Annotated in this window: 19 protein-coding genes and 1 tRNA gene; 7 read left to right on the top strand and 13 right to left on the bottom strand. The window is 74.2% G+C overall.

The annotated features are described in order from the left end of the window. Window positions 1–30 precede the first annotated feature (30 nt). Complete coding sequence (locus CSPHI_RS06505; protein WP_075692025.1) at window positions 31–867, bottom strand: tRNA (adenine-N1)-methyltransferase; 837 nt, start codon at window positions 865–867, stop codon at window positions 31–33. A gap of 78 nt (window positions 868–945) precedes the next feature. Here CSPHI_RS06505 and CSPHI_RS06500 point away from each other — a divergent pair, with 78 nt between their 5' ends. Next, window positions 946–1,806, top strand: a complete 861-nt coding sequence (locus tag CSPHI_RS06500; protein ID WP_075692024.1) for a RecB family exonuclease — start codon at window positions 946–948, stop codon at window positions 1,804–1,806. Here the strand turns inward: CSPHI_RS06500 and CSPHI_RS06495 are convergent. The 5 genes from CSPHI_RS06495 to CSPHI_RS06475 all read right to left on the bottom strand — a co-directional run bounded on the left by CSPHI_RS06495 (window position 1,803) and on the right by CSPHI_RS06475 (window position 6,641). After that, window positions 1,803–3,113 (bottom strand): anaerobic C4-dicarboxylate transporter, encoded by a 1,311-nt coding sequence (locus CSPHI_RS06495; protein WP_075692023.1) that lies wholly within the window; start codon window positions 3,111–3,113, stop codon window positions 1,803–1,805. The two genes, CSPHI_RS06500 and CSPHI_RS06495, sit on opposite strands and share 4 nt — an antisense overlap. A 115-nt stretch (window positions 3,114–3,228) precedes the next feature. Beyond that, entirely contained in the window at window positions 3,229–4,722 is a 1,494-nt protein-coding gene (gene aspA / locus CSPHI_RS06490; RefSeq protein ID WP_075692022.1) for an aspartate ammonia-lyase, read from the bottom strand. A gap of 60 nt (window positions 4,723–4,782) precedes the next feature. Then, on the bottom strand, window positions 4,783–5,628 hold the full coding sequence (gene hisG, locus CSPHI_RS06485; RefSeq protein WP_075692021.1) for an ATP phosphoribosyltransferase: 846 nt from the start codon (window positions 5,626–5,628) through the stop codon (window positions 4,783–4,785). A gap of 54 nt (window positions 5,629–5,682) precedes the next feature. Further along, window positions 5,683–5,955 carry a phosphoribosyl-ATP diphosphatase gene (locus CSPHI_RS06480; RefSeq protein ID WP_211274654.1) on the bottom strand — a complete coding sequence of 91 codons (273 nt, stop codon included), beginning with the start codon at window positions 5,953–5,955 and terminating at the stop codon, window positions 5,683–5,685. Next, window positions 5,952–6,641, bottom strand: a complete 690-nt coding sequence (locus tag CSPHI_RS06475; protein ID WP_075692019.1) for an HAD family hydrolase — start codon at window positions 6,639–6,641, stop codon at window positions 5,952–5,954. Before CSPHI_RS06475 ends, CSPHI_RS06480 begins: the two co-directional genes overlap by 4 nt. Before the next feature lie 67 nt (window positions 6,642–6,708). On the opposite strand from CSPHI_RS06475, the gene CSPHI_RS06470 reads away from it, so the two are divergent. Then, the gene (locus CSPHI_RS06470) at window positions 6,709–7,533 is read left to right on the top strand and encodes a thioesterase family protein (protein WP_075692018.1); all 825 of its coding nucleotides are present in this window, start codon (window positions 6,709–6,711) and stop codon (window positions 7,531–7,533) included. A 4-nt stretch (window positions 7,534–7,537) separates the two neighbouring features. Here CSPHI_RS06470 and metH read toward each other — a convergent pair whose 3' ends face one another. The 4 genes from metH to CSPHI_RS06450 all read right to left on the bottom strand — a co-directional run bounded on the left by metH (window position 7,538) and on the right by CSPHI_RS06450 (window position 14,663). Next, window positions 7,538–11,167, bottom strand: coding sequence for a methionine synthase (gene metH / locus CSPHI_RS06465; protein ID WP_075692017.1), 3,630 nt, complete (start codon window positions 11,165–11,167; stop codon window positions 7,538–7,540). Window positions 11,168–11,229: 62 nt separating this feature from the next. Continuing rightward, entirely contained in the window at window positions 11,230–12,564 is a 1,335-nt protein-coding gene (locus CSPHI_RS06460) for a DUF2254 domain-containing protein (RefSeq protein ID WP_075692016.1), read from the bottom strand. After that, on the bottom strand, window positions 12,561–13,814 hold the full coding sequence (gene mshC / locus CSPHI_RS06455; RefSeq protein ID WP_075692015.1) for a cysteine--1-D-myo-inosityl 2-amino-2-deoxy-alpha-D-glucopyranoside ligase: 1,254 nt from the start codon (window positions 13,812–13,814) through the stop codon (window positions 12,561–12,563). Before mshC ends, CSPHI_RS06460 begins: the two co-directional genes overlap by 4 nt. A 24-nt stretch (window positions 13,815–13,838) precedes the next feature. Then, window positions 13,839–14,663: an undecaprenyl-diphosphate phosphatase gene (locus tag CSPHI_RS06450; protein WP_075692014.1), complete on the bottom strand. Its 825-nt coding sequence runs from the start codon at window positions 14,661–14,663 to the stop codon at window positions 13,839–13,841. 58 nt (window positions 14,664–14,721) lie between these two features. On the opposite strand from CSPHI_RS06450, the gene CSPHI_RS06445 reads away from it, so the two are divergent. From CSPHI_RS06445 to CSPHI_RS06435, 3 genes are read left to right on the top strand one after another with little or no spacing between them, the layout of a single operon-like run. Beyond that, the gene (locus tag CSPHI_RS06445) at window positions 14,722–15,657 is read left to right on the top strand and encodes an aldo/keto reductase (RefSeq protein ID WP_075692013.1); all 936 of its coding nucleotides are present in this window, start codon (window positions 14,722–14,724) and stop codon (window positions 15,655–15,657) included. Between the two features lie 48 nt (window positions 15,658–15,705). Further along, window positions 15,706–16,785: a hypothetical protein gene (locus tag CSPHI_RS06440; protein WP_075692012.1), complete on the top strand. Its 1,080-nt coding sequence runs from the start codon at window positions 15,706–15,708 to the stop codon at window positions 16,783–16,785. 20 nt (window positions 16,786–16,805) lie between these two features. Further along, complete coding sequence (locus CSPHI_RS06435) at window positions 16,806–17,912, top strand: quinone-dependent dihydroorotate dehydrogenase (RefSeq protein ID WP_075692011.1); 1,107 nt, start codon at window positions 16,806–16,808, stop codon at window positions 17,910–17,912. A 7-nt stretch (window positions 17,913–17,919) separates the two neighbouring features. Here CSPHI_RS06435 and CSPHI_RS06430 read toward each other — a convergent pair whose 3' ends face one another. Beyond that, complete coding sequence (locus CSPHI_RS06430; RefSeq protein ID WP_075692010.1) at window positions 17,920–18,462, bottom strand: YbhB/YbcL family Raf kinase inhibitor-like protein; 543 nt, start codon at window positions 18,460–18,462, stop codon at window positions 17,920–17,922. Between the two features lie 128 nt (window positions 18,463–18,590). On the opposite strand from CSPHI_RS06430, the gene CSPHI_RS06425 reads away from it, so the two are divergent. Beyond that, window positions 18,591–18,679, top strand: a tRNA-Leu gene (locus tag CSPHI_RS06425). A gap of 62 nt (window positions 18,680–18,741) precedes the next feature. On the opposite strand, the gene cls is transcribed toward CSPHI_RS06425, so the two are convergent. Then, window positions 18,742–20,259 (bottom strand): cardiolipin synthase, encoded by a 1,518-nt coding sequence (gene cls, locus CSPHI_RS06420; RefSeq protein ID WP_075692009.1) that lies wholly within the window; start codon window positions 20,257–20,259, stop codon window positions 18,742–18,744. A gap of 145 nt (window positions 20,260–20,404) precedes the next feature. Between cls and CSPHI_RS06415 the strand changes: the two genes are divergently transcribed. Continuing rightward, the gene (locus CSPHI_RS06415) at window positions 20,405–20,686 is read left to right on the top strand and encodes a hypothetical protein (protein ID WP_075692008.1); all 282 of its coding nucleotides are present in this window, start codon (window positions 20,405–20,407) and stop codon (window positions 20,684–20,686) included. Between the two features lie 21 nt (window positions 20,687–20,707). Here CSPHI_RS06415 and meaB read toward each other — a convergent pair whose 3' ends face one another. Further along, window positions 20,708–21,820, bottom strand: coding sequence for a methylmalonyl Co-A mutase-associated GTPase MeaB (meaB, locus tag CSPHI_RS06410; RefSeq protein WP_075692007.1), 1,113 nt, complete (start codon window positions 21,818–21,820; stop codon window positions 20,708–20,710). Between the last annotated feature and the right edge of the window lies 1 nt (window position 21,821).

The raw sequence follows: 21,821 nt of genomic DNA, 5'->3' as shown, positions 1-21,821 counted from the left end.
CCCTGCGCGCCACGCCGGCCGGCGGGGGCCTCAGCGGCGGTTGCGCCGCTGCGGCCGCGGGGCCACCGTGCCGTCGGCCAGCCGGCGGGCGGTGATCAGGAAGGCGGTGTGCGCCTGCATCCGGTGCACCGGGCGCACCGCCAGGTCCACCACGTGCCAGTCGCGCACCATGGTCTCCCAGGCCCGCGGCTCGGTGAAGCAGCCGAGCGCGCGCAGGCCCTCCATCACCTTCATCAGCTGGGTGACCGTGGCCACGTAGCCGATGAGCACCCCGCCCGGGGCGAGCAGGTCCTTCACCGCCCCCAGGGTCGCCCAGGGCTCCAGCATGTCCAGCAGCACCCGGTCCACGGGCCCGCCGAGATCGGCGGCGGTGGCCTCGGCGACGTCGCCCAGGCGCAGCTCCCAGTTGTCCGGATGCCGGCCCAGGAAGCCGGTGACGTTGCGCTCGGCGTGGGCCAGGTGGTCCTCGCGGATCTCGTAGGAGAACAGCCGGCCGGCCTCGCCGATGGCGCGCAGCAGGTACAGGCTCATCGCCCCGGAGCCGGCGCCGGCCTCCAGCACCCGGGCCCCGGGGAAGACGTCGCCCTCCACCAGGATCTGGGCGGCGTCCTTGGGGTAGATCACCGCCGCCCCCCGCGGCATGGAGAGCACGTAGTCGACCAGGGTGTGCCGCTGCGCCAGGTAGACGGTGCCCATCTCGGAGGTCACCGTGGTGCCCTCCTCCGCCCCGATCAGGTCATCGTGCGCGATCGCGCCGCGGTGCGTGAAGAACCGCTCCCCCGGTTCCAGGGTGATCGTGAAGCGGCGGTTCTTGCCGTCGCTGAGCTGCACCCGATCCCCGGGCTGGAACGGTCCGCTGTGCGCCATGCGCGCTTCCCCTCTGCTCGTCGGATGCCCCCGCCCCGGGCGACGGGGCCGTGCGGGCGGTGGCTAGCCTGGGTGATTATGCCCGAAACCCAGCCCCCGCCCCGCACCGCCCCCGCCCCGGGCACCGGGGTGCGCCGGCAGCCGGCGCTGTCGCCCTCCCGCGCCAACGACTACCGGCAGTGCCCGTTGAAGTACCGGCTGCGCGCCATCGACCGGATCCCGGAGCCGAAGACCCTCGCCCAGGTCAAGGGCACCCTGGTGCATGCGGTGCTGGAGCAGCTGCACACCCTGGAGCGGGCGGGGCGCACCTACCCGGCCGCGGTGGCCCGGCTCAAACCCACCTGGGCGGGGATGGTCGAGGAGGATCCGGAGCTGGCCGCCCTGGTGCCCGAGGAGTCGCTGCTGGATTTCCTGGTGGAGTGCCGGGGGCTGCTCAAGGGCTACTTCATGCTGGAGAACCCGCGCGGCTTCGACGCCGCGGAGGTGGAGCGCTTCGTCAACATGCGCCTGGGCGACGTGCCCGCCCGGGGGTTCATCGACCGGGTGGACGTCGCCCCCACCGGGGAGGTGCGGATCGTCGACTACAAGACGGGGCGCAAACCCGCGCCCCGGTTCCGCGGGGAGGCGCTGTTCCAGATGCGCTTCTACGCCCTGGCCTGGTGGCGGCTCACCGGGCGGGTGCCCGATCAGCTGCGCCTGATGTACCTCAGGGTCGCCGATGATCTGGTGCACGTGCCCCGGGCCCGGGAGCTGGAGGCCTTCCAGGCGGAGCTGTCCCGGCTGTGGGGGCGGATCCGCGCCGACGGGGAGCACGGCGACTTCGCCCCGCGCACCTCCCGGCTATGCGACTGGTGCTCCTTCCACGCGCTGTGCCCCGCCCAGGGCGGCACGCCCCCGGAGTACCCGGGCTGGCCGGGCGACGCCGGGGGCGGCGCCTAGAGGATCAGCCCGCCGAGGACGAAGCCGGCGGCCACCGCCAGGGCGATCGCCACGGTGCCCGGGATGATGAAGGGGTGGTCCACCACGTAGTGGCCGAGCCGGGTGGAGCCGGTGTCGTCCATCTCCACCGCGGCGAGCAGGGTGGGGTAGGTCGGCAGCACGAACAGCGCCGAGGTGGCGGCGAAGGAGGCCACCGCGGTGGCCGGGGACACCCCGATCGCCAGGGCGGCGGGCAGCATCGCCTTGGCGGTGGCGGCCTGGGAGTACAGCAGCGCCGCGGCGAGGAAGAGCACCACCGCGAGCAGCCAGGGCCGGGCGCGCAGCAGGTCCCCGGCGCCGGCGGTGATCGCCTCCAGATGCGCGTTGACCAGGGTGGTGCCCAGCCAGGCGACGCCCATCACGCAGACGCAGGCGCTCATCCCGGAGCGGAAGACCTGGGTGCCGGGGATCTCGCCGGCCGGGATCCGGGCGATGAGCGTGATGGCCAGCGCGGCGGCCAGCATGATCGCCATGATCGCCTCATTGCGGGGCAGCGCCGGGTCGGCGATGAGCCCCACCTGCTCGCTGATCGCGGTGGCGTAGACCATCACCACCGCGATCGCGGCGAGGAAGATCCCCACCGAGGCCCGCGCCCCCGGGGCGGGGACGTAGTCCTCCGCCGCCCGCGGGGCGGCGACCAGGCCGGCGGCGCGCCGGCGCCGGTACTCGGGGTCGTCCTCCAGTTCCGGGCCCAGGTGCTCGGCGAGGAAGCTGGTGGCGATCACCGCGGCCAGGGTGGCGGGGATCACCACCGCGAGCAGCTGCAGGTAGCCCACCCCGTGCGGTTCCAGCAGGGCGGCGACGAACACCACCGCCGCGGAGATCGGGGAGGCGGTGATCGCCATCTGGGAGGCGACCACGGCCACGCTCAGCGGCCGGGAGGGGCGCACCCCGCCCTCCTTGGCGACCTCCACGATGACCGGCAGGGTGGCGAAGGCGGTGTGCCCGGTGCCGGCGAAGAGGGTCATGAAGTAGGTGACCAGCGGGGCGAGCCGGGTCACCCGGCGGGGGTTGCGGCGCAGCAGCCGCTCCGCCAGGTGCACCAGGTGGTCCATGCCCCCGGCGCGCTGCATCGCGGAGATGGCCGCGATCACCGCCATGATGATGCCGATGACGTCGAAGGGGATGTCGGCGGCGGCCACCGGCACCCCCAGGGCCGCCAGGGCGACCACGCCGGCGCCGCCGGCGAACCCGATTCCGACGGAGCCCAGCCGGGCCCCGATGACCAGCGCCGCCACCACGACGGCGATTTGCGCGGCGATGAGCATGGCCGCGATGCCTCCTTCACTGCGGCCGGCCGTGGGTGGGCCGGCGGGGTGGCGCGGCGGCCCGGCGGGTGGGGGCCGCGCGCCGGGGATGGCGGGGCCGGGCGCCCCGCGGGGGTCAGTCGGTGAAGCGGTTCTCGCCCTCGACGTAGCGCCGGCCCCGGTACTCGGGGTGCATGAGGTTGTCCACGCTGAGGATCCGATCCAGCTCCTCGGCGCTGAGCAGGCCCTTCTCCAGGACCAGTTCGCGCACCCCCCGGCCGGTGGCCGCCGCCTCGGCGCCGATCAGGTCGCCCTGGTGGTGGCCGATCACCGGGTTGAGGTAGGTGACGATGCCGATCGAGTCGTCGACGTAGCCGCGGCAGCGCTCCGGGTTGGCGGTGATGTCCACGATGCACAGCTCGCGCAGGGTGCGCGCGCCATGGCGCATCAGGGACATCGACTCGAAGAGGCACTGCGCGATCACCGGCTCCATCACGTTGAGCTGCAGCTGCCCGGCCTCGGCGGCCCAGGACAGGGTGACGTCGTTGCCGAAGATCTTGAAGCAGGCCTGGTTGACCACCTCCGGGATCACCGGGTTGACCTTGGCGGGCATGATCGACGAGCCCGCCGCCCGCTGCGGCAGGTTCACCTCGTTGAGCCCGGCCCGCGGCCCGGAGGAGAGCAGCCGCAGGTCATTGCACATCTTGGACAGTTTCATCGCGGTGCGCTTGATCGCCGAATGCACGTTGACGTAGCCGCCGGTGTCGCTGGTGGCCTCGATGAGGTCCTTGGCGGAGACGATCTGCAGGCCGGTGACCTCGCGCAGCGCCTGCACCACCGCCTCCCGGTAGCCGGCCGGGGCGTTCACCCCGGTGCCGATCGCGGTGGCGCCCATGTTGACCTCCAGCAGGCCCTCCCCGGCCTGGCGCAGCACCTCCTGCTCCTCGGCGAGGTTCGCGGCGAAGGCGTGGAAGGTCTGCCCCAGGGTCATCGGCACCGCGTCCTGCAGCTGGGTGCGGCCCATGGTGATCACGTCGTTGAACTCGTCGCCCTTGGCGTGCAGCGCGGTGGCCAGCTCGGAGAGCTCCGCCAGCAGCGGCTGCATGGCCATGTGCACCGCCAGCCGGAAGCCCGTGGGGTAGGCGTCGTTGGTGGACTGGCACTGGTTGACGTCGTCATTGGGGTTGACCGCGTCATAGTCGCCCTTGTCCCGGCCCAGCTGCTCCAGGGCCAGGTTGGCGATCACCTCGTTGGTGTTCATGTTGAGGCTGGTGCCGGCCCCGCCCTGGAAGACGTCGATCGGGAACTGGTCCAGGCAGCGGCCCTTCTCGAGCACCTCGTCGCAGGCGGCGATGATCGCGTCGGCGACGTCATGGGGCAGGGTGTGCACCCGCCGGTTGGCGATCGCGGCGGCCTTCTTCACCATCACCATGCCCCGGATGAACTCGGGGATGTCGTTGACGGTGGTGCCGGAGATCCGGTAGTTCTCCGTGGCGCGCAGGGTGTGGATGCCGTACCAGGCCTCGGCGGGGACCTCCCGGGAGCCGAGCAGGTCGGTCTCCACGCGGTGGGCGGCGCCGTCGGCGGCCGGGTCGGGGGCGGGATCGGGGGTGTCGGCGATGGTGCTCATAACCCAAGGATATCGAAGGGCTAACGGCGTTGCCGCCCCGGGGTCCGCCCAGGCAGGGGGCTAGATCCGGGCGATCCGGATATCGGAGGCGAGGATCGCCTGGGCTCCGGCGGCGGCCAGCCGGTCCATCACCGGGTTCGCCTCCGCCCGGGGCACCATGGCGCGCACCGCCACCCAGTCGTCGTGCTGCAGCGGCGACACCGTGGGCCCGGACAGGCCCGGGGTGATCTCCGAGGCCGCCGCCAGCTTCGACCGCTCGATGTTGTAGTCGAGCATCAGGTAGTTCTTCGCGTGCAGGATGCCGGTGATCCGGGAGAGGAACACCGCCTGGTCCGGGTGCGGCTCCGCCCCGCGGCGGCCCACCACCACCGCCTCCGAGGCGACCAGCGGCTCGCCGAAGGGGGCCAGGCCCTGGGTGCGCAGGGTGCGCCCGGTGGACACCACGTCGGCGATGACGTCGGCGACGCCGAGCTTGATGGAGATCTCCACCGCCCCGTCGAGGCGGATCACCTCCGCCTCGATGCCCCGGTCGGCGATGTCCCGGCGCACCAGGTTCGGGTAGCTGGTCGCGATCCGGGTGCCGGCGAGGCGCTCGACGCTCCACTCCTGCCCCGCCGGGGCGGCGTAGCGGAAGGTGGAGGCGCCGAAGCCCAGGGACAGCACCTCGTCCACCGGGGCCAGCGAATCGGCGGCCAGGTCCCGGCCGGTGATGCCCAGGTGCAGCTGCCCGTCGCCGACGTAGATCGGGATGTCCTTGGGCCGCAGGAAGAAGAACTCGATCCCGTTGGCCCGGTCGGCGACGGTGAGCCGCTTGCTGTCGCCCCGGCCGGCGTAGCCGGCCTCGTGCAGGATGTCGAGGGCGGCTTCCGACAGGGAGCCCTTGTTGGGGACGGCGACGCGCAGCATGCGGTGGTTTCTCCTGGTTCGGCGGGGGTCGGGGTACGGCGGGGCGGGCGGCGGCTAGAGGTGCCGGTAGACGTCCTCGGGGGTGAGCCCGCGGCCGACCATGATCACCTGCAGCCAGTAGATGAGCTGGGAGATCTCCTCGGCGAGGGCCTCGTCGGACTCGTGCTCGGCGGCGAGCCACACCTCGCCGGCCTCCTCCATGATCTTCTTGCCCTGGGCGTGCACGCCGGCGTCGAGCATGGCCACCGTGGCCGAGCCCTCCGGGCGCTCCTCGGCGCGGGCGCGCAGCTGCTGGTACAGGGTGTCAAAGTCCTTCACGCGGGTCATTGTTCCACACCGCCGAGCCTGCGGTGCAGCTCCCCCAGCGCCGCCAGGTCGACCCCCGCCAGATCCCGGCGCCCGGTGAGCGCCGCCAGCTCCCCGGCCCCCGCCGGGGCCGGCCCCACCCCGGGGCCGGGCACGTACAGGGTGCGGCAGCCGGCGGCCACCGCCGCGGTCGCCCCGCCCGGGGAATCCTCCACCGCCAGGCACTCCCCCGGCGCCGCGCCGGCGATCCGGGCGCCGGCCAGGTAGGGGTCCGGGGCGGGTTTGCCGGCCGGGACCTCGTCGCCGCAGACCGTGCCGGCGAACCAGCCCGGCCCGATCGCGGCGATGCCCACCCCGGCGACCCGGCGCACCGTGTTGGTGACCAGCACCTGCGGGATGCCCGCGGCGCGGGCCTCGGCGAGCAGCCCGGCGACCCCGGGGCGCAGCTCCGCGCCACCGCGGGCGGCCTCCAGGAACAGCTCGAAGAGCCGCTCCCCCGCCCGGGCCCGGGCCGCGGCGTCCAGATCCAGGCCGAGGTGCTCGGCGATGATGCCCACGGTGCGCGGGGCGGAGCCGCCGATGGTGCGGGCCCGCACCTCCTCCGGCAGCGGCCCGCCGAGCTCCCGGGCGAGCGCATGCGTGGCCCGCCCCCACAGCGGCTCGGAGTCGAGCAGGGTGCCGTCCATGTCCCAGAGAATCGCCTTCATCACGCCCGGCGATCCTACCCGGCGCGGGCCCCGGCGGCGGCCCCGCCGGAGGGCTATCCTATTGGTCATGAAAGAGGATCTCGAGCACGGCTACTACGAGCCCCTCGGCGCCGTCGGCGGCGCGGAGCGCTTCCGGCCCACCGAACGCACCCACGGCGCCTGGGGGGATTTCCAGCACGGCGCTCCCCCGGCGGCGCTGCTCACCCGCGCCCTGGAGCGCGGCGCCGGCACCGCCGACGACGGTATGCGGATCACCCGGATCGCGGTGGACCTGCTCTCCGCGGTGCCCTACACCGAGCTGCGCTCCCGGGCCCGGGTGACCCGGCCCGGCCGGCAGATCCAGAAGGTGGAGGCGGAGCTGCTCGCCGAGGTGCGCGGCCGGTGGCGGGCGGTGGCCACCGCCGCGGCCTGGCGGATGGCGGTGACCCCCACCGATGTGGTGGAACGCGCCCTGGAACGGCCCATCCCGGGCCCCGACGCCTGCGCCGGGGACCCGGACACCCCGCTGCTGCGCTGGTCCGGCGGCTACATCGACTCCATCCGGGCCCGCTCCATCGCCGACCCGGACGACCCCGCGCGGCCCCGGATCCACTGGGTGCGCACCGACCACCCGATCGTCTCCGGGGAGCCGCCCAGCCCGATCGGCCGGCTGATGAGCGTGGTGGACACCGCCAACGGGATCGGCGCCACCCTGGACCCGGCGGCGTGGACCTTCATGAACACCGACCTGGTGGTGCACCTGCACCGCGCCCCGGAGCCCGGCTGGACCGGGATCTCCGCCCGCGGCTCCATCGGCCCGGACGGGATCGGGATGACCGCCGCGGAGATCTACGACGAGCGCGGCCCGGTGGGCCGCTCCACGCAGACCCTGCTGGTGCGGCCCCGCGGATAGCGGATCAGACGTTGAAGTACTTCGCCTCCGGGTGGTACAGCACGAAGGCGTCGGTGGACTGCTCCGGGTGCAGCTGCAGCTCCTCGGAGAGCCGCACCCCGATCCGCTCCGGGCGCAGCAGCTCCACCATGGTGCGCCGGGACTCCAGATCCGGGCAGGAGCCGTAGCCGAAGGAGTAGCGGGCGCCCCGGTAGTCCAGGTCGAAGAAGCCCCGGGTGTCCGCGGAGTCCTCCGCCGCGGCGGTGGACCCGTCGGCGAAGGTCAGCTCCGCGCGGATCCGGGCGTGCCAGTACTCGGCGAGCGCCTCGGTGAGCTGCACCCCGATCCCGTGGATCTCCAGGTAGTCGCGGTAGTCGTCGGCGGCGAAGAGCCGGTCCGCGTAGTCGGCGATCGGCTGGCCCATGGTGACCAGCTGGAAGGGCAGCACGTCGACCTGCCCGGCCTCGATGGCGCGGCCCCGGTCCCGGATGAAGTCCGCGATGCACAGGAACCGGCCCCGCCGCTGCCGGGGGAAGGCGAAGCGGGCCACCGGCTCGGCGGCCGGGTCCGGGGCCGCCCCCTCCGCCGGGGTGGGCAGCACCAGCACCTCCTCGCCCTCGGCGACCGCCGGGAAGTAGCCGTAGACCACCGCGGCGTGCTGCAGGACGTTGTCCGTGGCCAGCCGGTCCAGCCAGGCGCGCAGCCGGGGCCGGCCCTCGGTCTCCACCAGCTCCTCGTAGCTGGGCCCGTCCCCGCCGCGGGTGCCGCGCAGCCCCCACTGGCCCATGAACAGGGCACGCTCGTCGAGGCAGCTGAGGTAGTCCGCCAGCGCCACCCCCTTGATGATCCGGGTGCCCCAGAACGGCGGGGTGGCCACCGGCGCGTCCGCGGCGACGTCCGAGCGCGCCGGCAGCGCCACCGGCTCCTGCTCGGCGGCGCGCCGGGCGGCGATCCGCTTCGAGCGCTCCCGGCGGGCCCGCCGCTTGGCCCGCTTCTCCGCCGCGGCCCGGGCCTCCGGGGAATCCGGGTCCGGGCCCTCGCCGCGTTTCGCGGCCATCAGATCGTCCATGATCCGCAGACCCTCGAAGGCGTCCCGGCCGTAGTACACCTCGCCCTGGTAGACCTCGGTGAGATCGTCCTCGACGAAGGTGCGGGTCAGCGCCGCCCCGCCGAGCAGCACCGGGAAGTCCGCGGCCACCCCGGCGGCGTTGAGCTCCTCCAGGTTCTCCTTCATCACCACGGTGGACTTCACCAGCAGCCCGGACATGCCGATTGCGTCGGCCCGGTGCTCCCGGGCGGCGGAGAGGATGTTCGCCACCGGCTGCTTGATGCCGATGTTGTGCACCTCGTAGCCGTTGTTGGACAGGATGATGTCCACCAGGTTCTTGCCGATGTCGTGCACGTCGCCCTTGACCGTGGCCAGCACGATCCGGCCCTTGGCCCCGGTGTCGTCGGCGGCGTCCATGAAGCCCTCCAGGTAGGCCACCGCGGTCTTCATGCATTCCGCGGACTGCAGCACGAAGGGCAGCTGCATCTGCCCGGAGCCGAAGAGCTCGCCGACGGTCTTCATCCCGCCGAGCAGATCCTCGTTGATGATCGCCAGCGGCTTCTTGGTGGCCATCGCCTCGTCGAGGTCGGCCTCCAGGCCATTGCGGTCGCCGTCGATGATCCGCTGGCCGAGCCGCTCGAACAGGGGCAGCGCGGCGAGCTTCTCCGCCCGGGCGTCCCGGGCGTCGGCGGCGGAGACGCCCTCGAAGAGCTCCATGAAGGTCTGCAGCGGGTCGTAGGCGCCCTCGGGGTGGTCCTCGCCGCGGCGCCGGTCGTAGACCATGTCCAGGGCGACCTGCCGCTGCTCCGGGTCGATCCGGTTCATCGGCAGGATCTTGGAGCTGTGCGCGATGGCGGAGTCCAGGCCGGCGGCGACGCATTCGTGCAGGAACACCGAGTTGAGCACCTGCCGGGCGGCCGGGTTGAGCCCGAAGGAGATGTTGGACAGGCCCAGGGTGGTGTGCACCCGGGGGTGCCGGCGGGTGAGCTCCCGGATCGCCTCGATGGTCTCGATCCCGTCGCGGCGGGTCTCCTCCTGCCCGGTGGAGATCGGGAAGGTCAGGCAGTCCACGATGATGTCGGATTCGTCGAGGCCCCAGGTGCCGGTGATGTCGGCGATGAGCCGCTCGGCGATGGCGACCTTGCGTTCGGCGGTGCGGGCCTGGCCCTCCTCGTCGATGGCCAGGGCCACCACCGCCGCCCCGTGGTCGCGCACCAGCCGCATGATCCTCCGGTAGCGGGATCCGGGGCCGTCGCCGTCCTCGAAGTTCACCGAGTTGACCGCGCAGCGGCCGCCGAAGCACTCCAGGCCGGCCTCGATCACGGCCGGCTCGGTGGAGTCGATCATCACCGGCAGGGTGGTGCCGGTGGCGATCTGGGCGGCCAGGGTGCGCATGTCCCCGGTGCCGTCGCGGCCGACGTAGTCGACGCAGAGGTCGATCAGCTGCGCCCCGTCGGAGGTCTGCGCCCGGGCGATCTCCAGGCACGTCTCCCAGTCCCCGGCGAGCATCGCCTCCCGGAAGGCCCGGGAGCCGTTGGCGTTGGTGCGCTCCCCGATCATGGTGATCCCGGTGTCCTGGGTCAGCGGCACCGCCGAGTACAGGGAGGACACCTCGTCAATGGGCGCCACCTGCCGCTCCGCGCGCACCGCCGGCGCCGTCGAGGGGCCGCCGACGATGGCCTCGTGCACCGCGGCGATGTGCTCGGGGGTGGTGCCGCAGCAGCCGCCGACCATGGACAGCCCGAAGTCCTCCACGAACCCGCGCAGCGCCGCGGCGAGCTGGTCGGGGGTCAGCGGGTACTCGGCGCCGTCCGGGCCCAGCACCGGCAGCCCGGCGTTGGGCATCACCGACACCGGGATCGAGGCGTGCCGGGAGAGGTAGCGCAGGTGCTCGCTCATCTCCTCCGGCCCGGTGGCGCAGTTCAGCCCGATCATGTCGATGCCCAGCGGCTGCAGCGCCGCCAGGGCCGCCCCGATCTCCGAGCCCATGAGCATGGTGCCGGTGGTCTCCACGGTGACGTGCACGATGATCGGCAGCTCGGCGCCGAGCTCCGCCATCGCGGCGCGCACCCCGAGCACCGCCGCCTTGACCTGCAGCAGGTCCTGGCAGGTCTCGATGAGGAACCCGTCCACCCCGCCCTCGATGAGCCCGGCCCCGGCCTCGGCGTAGGCGTCGCGCAGCTCCGCGTAGCCGGCGTGGCCCAGGGAGGGCAGTTTGGTGCCCGGACCCAGCGAGCCCAGCACGAAGCGGTCCATCCCGGCCCGGCCCGGCCCGAGCTCATCGGCGACCCGGCGGGCGATCGCCGCCCCCTTGGCGGCGAGCTCCCGGATCCGGTCCGCGATGCCGTAGTCGGCGAGGTTGGGCAGGTTGCAGCCGAAGGTGTTGGTCTCCACCAGGTCCGCGCCGGCGGCGAAGAAGGCCCGGTGGATCTCCTCCAGCACATCCGGCCGGGTGTGGTTGAGGATCTCGTTGCAGCCCTCCAGGCCGAGGAAGTCCGCCTCGACGTCGAGGTCGAAGCCCTGCAGCTGGGTGCCCATCGCCCCGTCGCCGATGAGCACGCGCTCGGACAGGGCGGCCAGCAGGGGGGAATCCACGGGATGCGACATGGGCAGACAGCTTAGTCCGCACCCCCGCGGGTCCGGTACCCGGGGTCGCGGCGGTGGCCGGTTCAGGGCAGTCGGGCGGCGGCCTCGCGCAGCCGCTCCGCGTCGGCCCCGGGCACGTCGGCCCGCTCCACCAGCTCCACCATGGTGGCCACGTGCCCGCGCAGCCGGGCGGCCAGCCGCTCGTCCTCGACCCGCCGCAGCACCCGGCCGGCCATGCCCACCAGGGCCTCCAGCACCAGCGGCTGGCCCAGCGCATAGGGCACGATGTGGGTGAAGGGCAGGTCGATCACCTCGGCGGCGCCGACCCGGGGGATCGCCGCCCGGGTCACCCCGGCGTCATCGGCGAGCAGCCGGGGCGGGGCCTGCCGGGTCACCGCCAGCAGGATCCCCGGCACCAGCTCGTCGATCGCCCCGATCGCGGTGTACGGGTCATTGGAGCCCGGGGACAGCGCCCGCACCGCCAGCTCCACCACCTGCTGCTCGGCGTAGCCGACGTCGCGGTGCGGGTCCCGGGAGGCGGCGACGTCGGTGGCCTGGCGCAGCGCCCGGTCCAGGGCGGCGAGATCATCCTCGGACAGGCCCGCCCCGGTCTCCGACCACACCCGGGCCACCCGCTCCCCGCGGGCCACCGGGTCGCCGACCCCGACGTCGAGGGCGAGCACCGCATCCCGGGCGGCGGCGGCGTCGCGCAGCAGGGAGCCGTCCACGTTGGTGACGTAGCCCTCGGCGCGGGCGCGCAGCACGTGCACCCCCTCCGCCGGGGCCTGTACCGGCTCCGCGGCCGGCTCGGCGGGGCGCTCGGGGTCGCGTTCCCGGAACACCCGGGTCACCGCATCGACGAAGCGGTCCCGGGTGGAGCGGGACAGCGTCTCCACCCGGATCGAGGTGGCGATGTGGTTGATGAAGTACACCAGCAGGAACACGTCCGCCACGGCCAGCAGGATCGCCACGTACACCGCGATATGCGGCACGAAGTCCCCGCCCGCCTCCTGGCCGCCGGCCTTCACCGTGCGCAGCACCAGCAGCGAATAGACGAAGGTGGCGGAGAGCACGCCCAGCACCACCTGGTTGCCCCGGTCCGCCATGAAGTTGCGCACCAGCCGCGGCCCGTAGCTGGTGGAGGCGGTGGCCACCACCGAGATGGTGATGGAGAAGGCGGTGCCGGCCACCCCGAACACGGTGCCGCCGATCCCGGAAAGCATCGCCCGGGACCCGGAGACGCCCAGCTCCAGCAGCCCGGGCAGCCAGCCGCCGAGGCTGAACCGGCGGTCCACCTCCACCAGGGCCGCGGCCGCCGCGATCGCGGCGAGGATGCAGGCCGAGGGGATGAACCAGAAGGAGTCCAGCCAGCCCCGGGCGCGGCGGGCCGCCTTGCGCAGGCCCGCCCGGCCGATCATCGCGGCCCGCCGGCCGGGGCGCCCAGGTCCACGCCGAGCAGCGCGTCCACCGCGGCCGCCAGCGCCCGGCCCTCCGCGGGATCCGCCGCGCCGGGCTCCCCGGCGGCCGCCCAGGCGTCGACGGCGGCCAGCGCCGCCGGGGTGTCCAGATCCTCGGCCAGCGCCGCGCGCAGCGCCGCCACCGCGGGCGCCGCCGGCGAGCCCGGCGCCGCGGCCGCCGCCCGCCAGGCGGCCAGCCGCTCCCGGGCGGCGGCGAGCAGCCCCGCCGACCAGGAGCGGTCCTGGCGGTAGTGCCCGGCGAACAGGGCCAGCCGGATCGCCGCCGGATCCTCCCCGGCGGCGGTGAGCCGGGAGACGAAGACCAGGTTGCCCAGGGATTTGCTCATCTTCTCCCCGTCCAGGCCGATCATCGCGGCGTGCACGTAGTGCCCGGCCATCCGGGGCGCCCCGGTGGCGGCCTCGGCATGCGCGGCGGAGAACTCGTGGTGCGGGAAGGCCAGGTCGCTGCCGCCGCCCTGGATGTCGAAGCCCGCGCCCAGGCGGTTCACCGCGATGGCGGAGCATTCCACGTGCCAGCCGGGCCGGCCCGCGCCGAAGGGCGCCGCCCAGGCGGGCTCGCCCTCCCGGTGCGCCCGCCACAGCAGGGCGTCCAGCGGATCCCGTTTACCGGGCCGGTCCGGGTCCCCGCCGCGTTCGGCGAAGAGCCGGGCCATGGTCGCCTCGTCGAGGTTCGACTCGTAGCCGAAGGCGGCGGTGGCGTCGCGGCGGAAGTACACGTCCGGGTGCTCGTCGTCGAGCTGGTAGGCGGCGCCGGCCTCCAGCAGCCGGCCGACCATCTCCACCACCTCCGGCACCGACTCCACCGCCCCGACGTAGTCCCGGGGCGGGATCACCCGCAGCGCGGTCATGTCGGAGCGGAACAGCTCCACCTGCTCGGCGCCGAGCTCGCGCCAGTCCACCCCGTCGCGCTCGGCCCGCTCGAACAGCGGGTCGTCGACGTCGGTGATGTTCTGCACGTAGTGCACCCGGTGGCCGTTGTCCAGCAGCACCCGGTGGATCAGGTCGAAGGCCAGGTAGGTCGCGGCATGGCCGAGGTGGGTGGCGTCGTAGGGGGTGATCCCGCAGACGTAGAGCCCGGCCACCGGGCCCGGGGCGACCGGCCGGATCCGGCCGTCGGCGGTGTCGTGCAGCCGCAGCGGGACCGGGTCGCCGGGCACGGTGGGGACGTCGGGGGCGGGCCAGGAACGCATGCCGATGACACTACCCGGCGCCGATCAGGGCGCCAGCACCCCGGCGGCGAGTAGCCCGGCCACCGCCAGGCCCACCGGGATCCGGTAGGCGGCGAACCAGGCGAAGGAGTGCCCGGAGACGAAGCGCAGCAGCCAGGCGATGGTGGCGTAGCCCACCCCGAAGGCGACCAGGGTGCCCACCGTCAGCTGCAGCCCGGAGGCGGCCTGCCCGGCCTGCGGGGCGAAGGCGTCGGGCAGCGAGAACAGCCCGGAGGCGAGCACCGCCGGAATCGCCAGCAGGAAGGAGAACCGGGTGGCCACCTCCCGGTCCAGGTGCAGGAACAGGCCCGCGGAGATGGTGCCCCCGGAGCGGGACACCCCCGGGATGAGCGCCAGGCACTGCGCCAGGCCCATCAGCACCGCATCGCGCATGGTCAGCTCCGCGAAACCCCGGGTGCGACGGCCGAGCCGCTCGGCGAGGATGAACACCAGGGAGAAGCCGACCAGCACCCCGGCGGTGATCCACAGGTTGCGCAGGTTCTCCCGGATCACGTCCTTGCCGAGGAAGCCGATCACCCCGACCGGGATGGTGCCCACGATGACCATCCAGCCCATCCGGTAGTCGAAGCCGCGCAGCCGCGGGTTGACCAGGCCCCGGAACCAGGAGGTGAGGATCCGCCAGATGTCCCCGGCGAAGTACACCAGCACCGCCGCCTCGGTGCCCAGCTGGATCACCGCGGTGAAGGAGGCCCCGGCGTCCTCGCCGAAGAACAGCTCGCTGACGATCCGCAGATGCCCGGAGGAGCTCACCGGCAGGAACTCGGTGAGGCCCTGCACGACGGAGAGCACGATGGTCTGGGTCCAGCTCATGGGGGTCGCGTCAATCACGACGGACAGGCTACCCGGTGCGGCGCGTAAAGTCGGGCCCGTGCGGGAAAGGATTCTGGGCGCCAGCGGGCTGCGGGTCTCCGCCCTCGGGCTGGGCACCGCGACCTGGGGCGCGGGCACCGACGCCGATGAGGCCGCGGGCATCCTCGGCGATTTCGTGGACGCCGGGGGCACCCTCGTCGACGCCACCCCGGTGCAGGGCGGGGCGGCCGCCGCCGAGCTGCTCGGCCGGCTGCTGCGCCGCCGCGGGATCCGCGGGGAGCTGGTGCTCTCCGCCGCCTCCGGGGTGGACCCCACCCGGCCGGTGGGCCGCCGGGTGGACTGCTCCCGGCGGGCCCTGCTCGCCGATCTCGACGATCTGCTGGCCCTGCTGCGGGTGGATCACCTCGACCTGTGGAGCGCCGGCTACTGGGATCCGGCCACTCCCCCGGAGGAGGTCGCCGACACCCTCGCCGAGGCGGTGCGCTCCGGGCGGGTGCGCTACGCGGGCCTGCGTGGGCACACCGGCTGGCAGCTGGCGGTCACCCACGCCGCCGCCGGGCGGATCCGCCCGGTGGCCGCGCAGGCGGAGTACTCGCTGCTGCGCCGCGGCCCGGAGGCGGAGCTGCTGCCCGCCGCGGAGCATCTCGGGGTGGGCTTCATCGCCGGGGCGCCGCTGGCCCAGGGGGTGCTCACCGGCAAGTACCGCGACTTCATCCCGGAGGACTCCCGGGGCGCCAGCGAGTACGCGGACGCGGAGGTGCAGGACTACCTCGACGCCCGGGGGGTGACCGTGGTGGGGGCGCTGGCCACCGCCGCGGAGGGCCTGGGGGTCTCCGTCCCGGCGGCGGCGCTGGCGTGGACCCTGACCCGGCCCGGGGTGACCGCCGCCCTGGTCGGGGCGCGCACCCGGGGGCAGCTCGCCGAGGCCCTGGCCGCCGGCCGGGTGCGGCTGCCGAACGCGATCTGCGACGCCCTCGACGACGTCTCCCTCTGAGACCCGCCGCGGCGGACGGCGCCGGCCGGGGTGGTAGCGTCGGGATTCGTGAGCAGCCTCATCCGTGACCGAAAGCCCGCCGCGGCGATCCTGCTCGCCGCGGCCCTGGCCCTGTCCGCCTGCGGCGGCGATGACGCCGAGGGGGATGCGGCGCCCGGCATGGGCGACGCCGCCCCCGCCGCCCCCGCCGACCGGGACACCGCACCGGCCGGGGCGGTCGCCGCCCTGGACCGGGAGGTCACCGGCGCGGTGCGGGTGGGCGGGCGGATCCTGCTGCGCGCCGGCGACGCGGTGCTCTCCGGCACCGCCGCCGACCCCGCCGCCCGGGTCGTCGACGTGGACCCGGCCTGCGGGCGGCTCGCCCCCGCCGGGGACATGGCGGTGCTGCCCTGCCCGGACGGCATCCACGTGCTCGCCCCGGACGGCTCGGCCGCCGCCCTGGTCGGCAAGGGCACCGCCTACACCGCCGCGGTGGGCCTCGGCGACGGCCGGATCATCGGCCACCGCGCCGAGGGCCGCCGGATCGACGTCTACGGCCCCCGCGGGGAGCTCGACGACGACTTCGACGTCTCCCGGCACGGCTCCCAGCTGCTCGCGGTGCCGGGCGCGCAGGACCTGGTGCTGGAGATCAACGTGCCGGAGACCTCCATCCACGAGGTGGAGCTGGCCGACTCCCGCTCCGGCTCCGGTCTGCGCGCCGGACTCGGCATCGCCGGCGCCGCCGCCGGCGCGGACGGCACCATCGCCGCCGTGGACGCCACCGGCGGACAGCTGCTGATCTACACCGCCACCGACGTGATCCGCCTGCACCAGGCCTTCCCGGTGCCCGGCGGGCCCTGGTCGGTGCACGTCGACGACGCCCGGGGCCTGGTCTGGGTGGGCTCCACCGGACAGTCCCTGCTCACCGCCTGGGACATCTCCGGCGGCACCGGCGTGGAGGTCGCCCGGCTGGACGCGGTGCGCGATCCGCGGGCCATCGCCGGTGACGGCGACGGCGGGCTGATGGTCTACTCCGGCTCCGGCGCCGGCGCCCAGCACCTGGACCGGGCCACCGTGGACCGAGCCCTGGCCGCGGGTGCCGCCGAGGCCGAGGCCGAACGCGCCACCCTCTCCCCCGATACCCGCTGACCCCACAGGAGGCCCCGCCCATGGCCCACCCCGTCCGCTCCGCCGCCTACCGCGCCCTGCTCGCCGGCATGTTCCGCCTCGATCCGGAGGGGGTGCACGGGGCGGTGTCCCGCGGCGTCGCCGCGGTGCACTCCTCCCGGCCGCTGCGCGCCGCGCTCGGCCAGCTGCTGCCGGTCAACGACCCGGTGCTGCGGCAGACCGTGTTCGGGGTGGACTTCCCCCGGCCGCTGGGCCTGGCCGCCGGCTTCGACAAATCCGCCGCCGCCGCCGACGCCTGGGTCCCGCTGGGCTTCGGCTACGCCGAGCTGGGCACCGTCACCGCCCGGGCGCAGCCCGGCAACCCGCGGCCCCGGCTGTTCCGGCTGCCCGCGGACCGGGCGATCCTCAACCGGATGGGCTTCAACAACCCCGGTGCGGAGGCGGTGGCCGCCACGCTGCGCGCCCGGCGCACCGATGCGGTGGTGGGCGTGAACATCGGCAAGACGAAGACCACCGCCCTGGCCGACGCGGAGGAGGATTACCGGGCCTCCACCGGGCTGCTCGCCCCGCTGGCGGACTACCTGGTGGTCAACGTGTCCTCCCCGAACACCCCGGGGCTGCGGGATCTGCAGGCGGTGAGCGCGCTGCGCCCGATCCTCGCCGCGGTGCGGGGGGCGGCCGGGGACACCCCGGTGCTGGTGAAAATCGCCCCGGATCTCGATGACGCCGATGTGGACGCGGTCGCCGATCTGGCCCTGGAGCTGGGCCTGGCCGGGATCGTGGCCACCAACACCACCATCTCCCGGGAGGGGCTCGCCACCGGCGCGGCGGAGGTCGCCGCGCTCGGCGCCGGCGGGATCTCCGGGCCCCCGGTGGCCGCGCGCGCCGAGGAGGTGCTGCGCCGGCTGCACGACCGCGCCGGGGATCGGCTCACCCTGGTGGGGGTCGGCGGAATCGAGACGCCCCGGCAGGCCTGGGCCCGGATCGGGGCCGGGGCGAGCCTGCTGCAGGGCTACACCGGGCTCATCTACGGCGGCCCGGACTGGATCCGGGACATCCACCTGGGCCTGGCGGCGCAGGTGCGCGCCCACGGGCTCGGCTCCATCACCGAGGCCGTGGGCCGCGGGCTGCCCTGGATCGACGCCTGAGCCGGCGCTAGGCCTCCTCGGTGTTCTCCCACCACGGGGCCAGGATCGCCCGGCCGATGGAGTGGAAGTACAGGTTGAAGCCCAGAACGGTGGGCGTGGCGTCCTCCGGCACGTCCAGGGACTCCACGTCCACGGCGTGCACGGCGTAGAGGTAGCGGTGCGGGGCGTGCCCGGCCGGCGGGTTGGCCCCGTAGTGGCCGCGCTGGCCGGAGTCGCCGACCAGCTGGACGGCGCCGGCGGGCAGGCCCGCGCCCTCGGCGTCGCCGGCGCCGCGGATGAGCCCGGTGGCGGCGGCCGGGATGTTGAACACCGCCCAGTGCCAGAAGCCGGCGGCGGTCGGCGCATCCGGGTCGAAGCAGGTCACCGCGATGGACTTGGTGCCCTCGGGCAGCCCGGACCAGTTCAGCTCCGGGGAGACGCTCGCCGGGGCGCGGTGCGCCTCCGGCAGCGGCTCCCCGTCGGCGATGTCCGGGGAGCTCAGCTCGAAGGAGGGCAGGTCCTTCAGGGGGGCGTAGGGGTCGGGGCCGGGGAAATTCTTCGGGGTGCTCATGGGGCCAGTGTGCCCGGCGCCCGCCCGCCCCGCCAGGTTCGGCCGCCCGAGCTGCGGATTTGTCCGCCCCCCGGCCGCGGGGTAAGGTATCCGACGTTGCCGCGGACCACGGTCCGCACCAACCGCTCGTCCGGGTGGCGGAATGGCAGACGCGCTAGCTTGAGGTGCTAGTGTCCTATTAACGGACGTGGGGGTTCAAGTCCCCCTCCGGACACCACAATCGGATTCCCGCGAGGGGCCGGGTCGCAATGACCCGGCCCCTCCGCCGATCCCGGGGGGCTACTGCAGCGCCGAGGTGAGCCGGAAGACGTTGTCCAGGTAGCGCTGCCGCCAGGGCCGGGACTCCCATTCGGCCATGTCCAGCTCCGTGGACACCGCCGCGTAGCCCTCGGCGATCTCGGCCAGCTCGCGCACCAGGTTGCCCCGCACCGCCAGCAGGGTCACCTCGTAGTTCAGCCCGAAGGAGCGCATGTCCAGGTTCGAGGAGCCCACCGCGGCCACCTCATCGTCGATGACCAGGAACTTCGAGTGCAGCACGCCCGGCGCCGGGAAGCGCAGGATGCGCACCCCGGCCTCCAGCAGGGCGTGGTAGTAGGACTGCTGGGCGTGGCCGACCATGAACTGGTCCGCCTTCTCGTTGACGTGCAGCACCACCTCCAGGCCCGCGTAGGCCGCCGAGGTCAGGCCCATCAGCAGCGATTCGTCCGGCACGAAATAGGGGCTGACCACCACGATCTTCCGCCGGGCCCCGTAGATGAGGTCGTTGAACACGCGCAGGTTCGGCTCCGTGGTGAACCCGGGGCCGCTGGGCAGCACCTGCACCAGGTTGACGTCGTCGCCGTCGGCGAGCCGGTGCGGGATCGGGGTGATGTCCCGCGGTTCCGGGCGCTCGTAGCCCTCGCTGGTCCAGTCCACCGCGAACACCGCGTCCAGGTGCGGCACCACGTCCCCGGTGAGCTCCACCATCACATCCGACCAGCGCCGGCCGTCGCGGTGGTTGACCCGGGACTCGTACTCCGGCTCGATCATGTTCTGCGAGCCCATGAAGGCCCGCCGGCCGTCGATGGTGAGGATCTTGCGGTGGTTGCGCAGATCCGGCCGGCGCCACTGCAGCCGGGCGACGTCGATGGGCAGCATCGGGTGCCAGGGGATCCCGGTGTCGTCGAGGAGCTCGCGCAGCCGGGCGTAGCCGGCGTACTTGCGGGAGCCGATCGGGTCCACCAGCACCTTCACCGACACCCCCCGGCGGTGCGCCTCGACCAGGGCGTCCACGAAACCGCGGGTCGCCTCGTCCAGGGCGAAGATGTACATCTGCACGTGCACGCTCTCCTCCGCGGCCGCCACCGCCGCGGTCATCGCGGCGATGGATTCGGCGGTGTCGGCGTAGACGCCGTGGCAGACGCATTTCACCGCGGGCAGCCCGGTGAGCCGGCGGCTGAGCTTGATGGAGTAGACCATCTCCTCGGCGACGTCCCCGCCGCCGTCCTCGGGTCCGGCGACGTCCTCCGGGATATCCGGCAGATGCCGGGTGCGGCGCACGATCTCCCGGTTCGCCAGGGCCTGGATCCGGTGCCGGCGGCCGGTGATGGTCTGCGAGCCGAGCAGCAGGAACAGCGGCAGGCCGAGGAAGGGCACCAGCAGGATGATGAGCAGCCACGCCGTCGAGGAGGAGGGGTGCCGGTTCTCCGGCACCACGCCCACGGCGATGAACTTGATCAGGTAGTCCGCGATGAGCAGCGCGATCTGCCACCACTGCGGGTCGCCGCTCGGCAGCAGCGTCTGGAGCACCGATTCCATGTCCGCCACCCTAGCCCCGCCAGGGCCATCGCCGACCGTCGCCCTGGGATCGGATTCCCCGGGCCGCCGGGCGCGCCGCGGGACCGGATCCCGGGCGGCTGCGCCGGGCGCTGGAGGTCCCGGCCGCCACCGGGGCCTGCGCACCGTGGCCACCCGCTTCCCCACGGACGCGGTGCGCGGCTTCACCGCCCGGCCCGACTCCGCCGGCCGGCTGCACCGGCTCACCGGCTACGGCGCGGATTTGCGCGACCCGGACCAGGCGGCGTTGAACATGCGCACCCGCCCCGCGGCGGCGGGGCTGCGCGAGCACGGGATCCCGATGACCGCGGTGGACACCGGCTGGATCACCGACGGGCGGCCGCACCCGACCCGGGTGCGGCCGGCCTGCGGGGTGCTCCCCGAGGAACACGCGCCGGCGCCCCGGTGAACCGGCCCCTCCCCCGCCGGCTCAGCCGCCGGCGGGGCCCTCCGGGCCGGGCGGCCGGTCGAAGGCCTCCAGGATCCGCTCCGCGGCGAGGGTGGCGGTGATCCGGCCCTCGCGGACCTGATCCTCCACCAGGCCGCGGATCTCGGCGACCCGCGGATCGGCGTCGAGCCGGCGCAGCAGCGTCTCCTGCACCATCGACCACATCCAGCCCACCTGCTGCCGGGAGCGGTGCACGTCGAAGCGGCCGGCGGCGAGCATCGCGGCATGGTGCTCCTCGACCGCCGCCCACAGCTTCTGCACCCCGCCGTCCTCCACCGCGGACATGGTGAGCACCGGCGGGGTCCACTCCGCGTCCGGCGGGCGCACCAGCTTCATCGCGGTGGCCAGGTCCCGGGCGGCCCGCTTCGCCGGGCGCAGGTTCGCCCCGTCGGCCTTGTTGATCGCGATCACGTCGGCCATCTCCAGCACCCCGCGCTTGATGCCCTGCAGCTGGTCCCCCGCCCCGGCGAGGGCGAGGAAGGCGAAGCAGTCGGTCATCTGGCTCACCGCGGTCTCCGACTGGCCCACCCCGACGGTCTCCACGATCACCACGTCGAACCCGGCGGCCTCCAGCACCACCATCGACTCCCGGGTGGCCCGGGCCACCCCGCCGAGGGTGCCCGCCGAGGGCGAGGGCCGGATGTAGGCCTCGTCCCGGGCGGACAGCCGCGACATCCGGGTCTTGTCGCCCAGGATGGAGCCGCCGGTGCGGGTCGAGGAGGGGTCGATGGCCAGCACCGCCACCTTGTGGCCCTCCTCGATGAGGTGCATGCCGAGGGACTCGATGGTGGTGGACTTGCCCACCCCGGGCACCCCGGTCAGGCCCAGCCGCAGCGCCTTGCCGGAGAAGGGCAGCAGCCGGTCCAGCAGCTCCTGGGCCAGCGCCCGGTGCGCCGGGGCGGTGGACTCCAGCAGCGTGATCGCCCGGGCGATCACCCCGCGGCGGCCGGCGCGCACCCCCTCGAAGAGCTCGTCGACGTCGATCCGGCGCCGGGCCCGGCGCACCGCCGCCGGGGCGGCGGCGGTGCGCCCGGGCACCACGGTGCCGGCGGTGGTGCCCAGGGTGCCCAGGTCGTGCTCCAGGAACCTGCCCATC

The sequence above is a fragment of the Corynebacterium sphenisci DSM 44792 genome (genome assembly GCF_001941505.1).
Taxonomy (GTDB): Bacteria; Actinomycetota; Actinomycetes; order Mycobacteriales; family Mycobacteriaceae; genus Corynebacterium; species Corynebacterium sphenisci.
The sequence above is the reverse complement of the archived record's forward strand: the minus strand, read 5'-3'. Positions and strand labels throughout refer to the sequence as shown.

What these genes read in the sequence shown, in the direction of transcription:
- CSPHI_RS06435 (WP_075692011.1), top strand. Translation starts at nt 16,806, where the DNA reads ATGGCCCACCCCGTCCGCTCCGCCGCCTACCGCGCCCTGCTCGCCGGC.
- aspA (WP_075692022.1), bottom strand. Translation starts at nt 4,722, where the DNA reads ATGAGCACCATCGCCGACACCCCCGATCCCGCCCCCGACCCGGCCGCC.
- CSPHI_RS06495 (WP_075692023.1), bottom strand. Translation starts at nt 3,113, where the DNA reads ATGCTCATCGCCGCGCAAATCGCCGTCGTGGTGGCGGCGCTGGTCATC.
- CSPHI_RS06475 (WP_075692019.1), bottom strand. Translation starts at nt 6,641, where the DNA reads ATGAAGGCGATTCTCTGGGACATGGACGGCACCCTGCTCGACTCCGAG.
- CSPHI_RS06470 (WP_075692018.1), top strand. Translation starts at nt 6,709, where the DNA reads ATGAAAGAGGATCTCGAGCACGGCTACTACGAGCCCCTCGGCGCCGTC.
- cls (WP_075692009.1), bottom strand. Translation starts at nt 20,259, where the DNA reads ATGGAATCGGTGCTCCAGACGCTGCTGCCGAGCGGCGACCCGCAGTGG.
- CSPHI_RS06460 (WP_075692016.1), bottom strand. Translation starts at nt 12,564, where the DNA reads ATGATCGGCCGGGCGGGCCTGCGCAAGGCGGCCCGCCGCGCCCGGGGC.
- hisG (WP_075692021.1), bottom strand. Translation starts at nt 5,628, where the DNA reads ATGCTGCGCGTCGCCGTCCCCAACAAGGGCTCCCTGTCGGAAGCCGCC.
- CSPHI_RS06500 (WP_075692024.1), top strand. Translation starts at nt 946, where the DNA reads ATGCCCGAAACCCAGCCCCCGCCCCGCACCGCCCCCGCCCCGGGCACC.
- mshC (WP_075692015.1), bottom strand. Translation starts at nt 13,814, where the DNA reads ATGCGTTCCTGGCCCGCCCCCGACGTCCCCACCGTGCCCGGCGACCCG.
- metH (WP_075692017.1), bottom strand. Translation starts at nt 11,167, where the DNA reads ATGTCGCATCCCGTGGATTCCCCCCTGCTGGCCGCCCTGTCCGAGCGC.
- CSPHI_RS06480 (WP_211274654.1), bottom strand. Translation starts at nt 5,955, where the DNA reads ATGACCCGCGTGAAGGACTTTGACACCCTGTACCAGCAGCTGCGCGCC.
- CSPHI_RS06450 (WP_075692014.1), bottom strand. Translation starts at nt 14,663, where the DNA reads ATGAGCTGGACCCAGACCATCGTGCTCTCCGTCGTGCAGGGCCTCACC.
- CSPHI_RS06505 (WP_075692025.1), bottom strand. Translation starts at nt 867, where the DNA reads ATGGCGCACAGCGGACCGTTCCAGCCCGGGGATCGGGTGCAGCTCAGC.
- CSPHI_RS06430 (WP_075692010.1), bottom strand. Translation starts at nt 18,462, where the DNA reads ATGAGCACCCCGAAGAATTTCCCCGGCCCCGACCCCTACGCCCCCCTG.
- meaB (WP_075692007.1), bottom strand. Translation starts at nt 21,820, where the DNA reads ATGGGCAGGTTCCTGGAGCACGACCTGGGCACCCTGGGCACCACCGCC.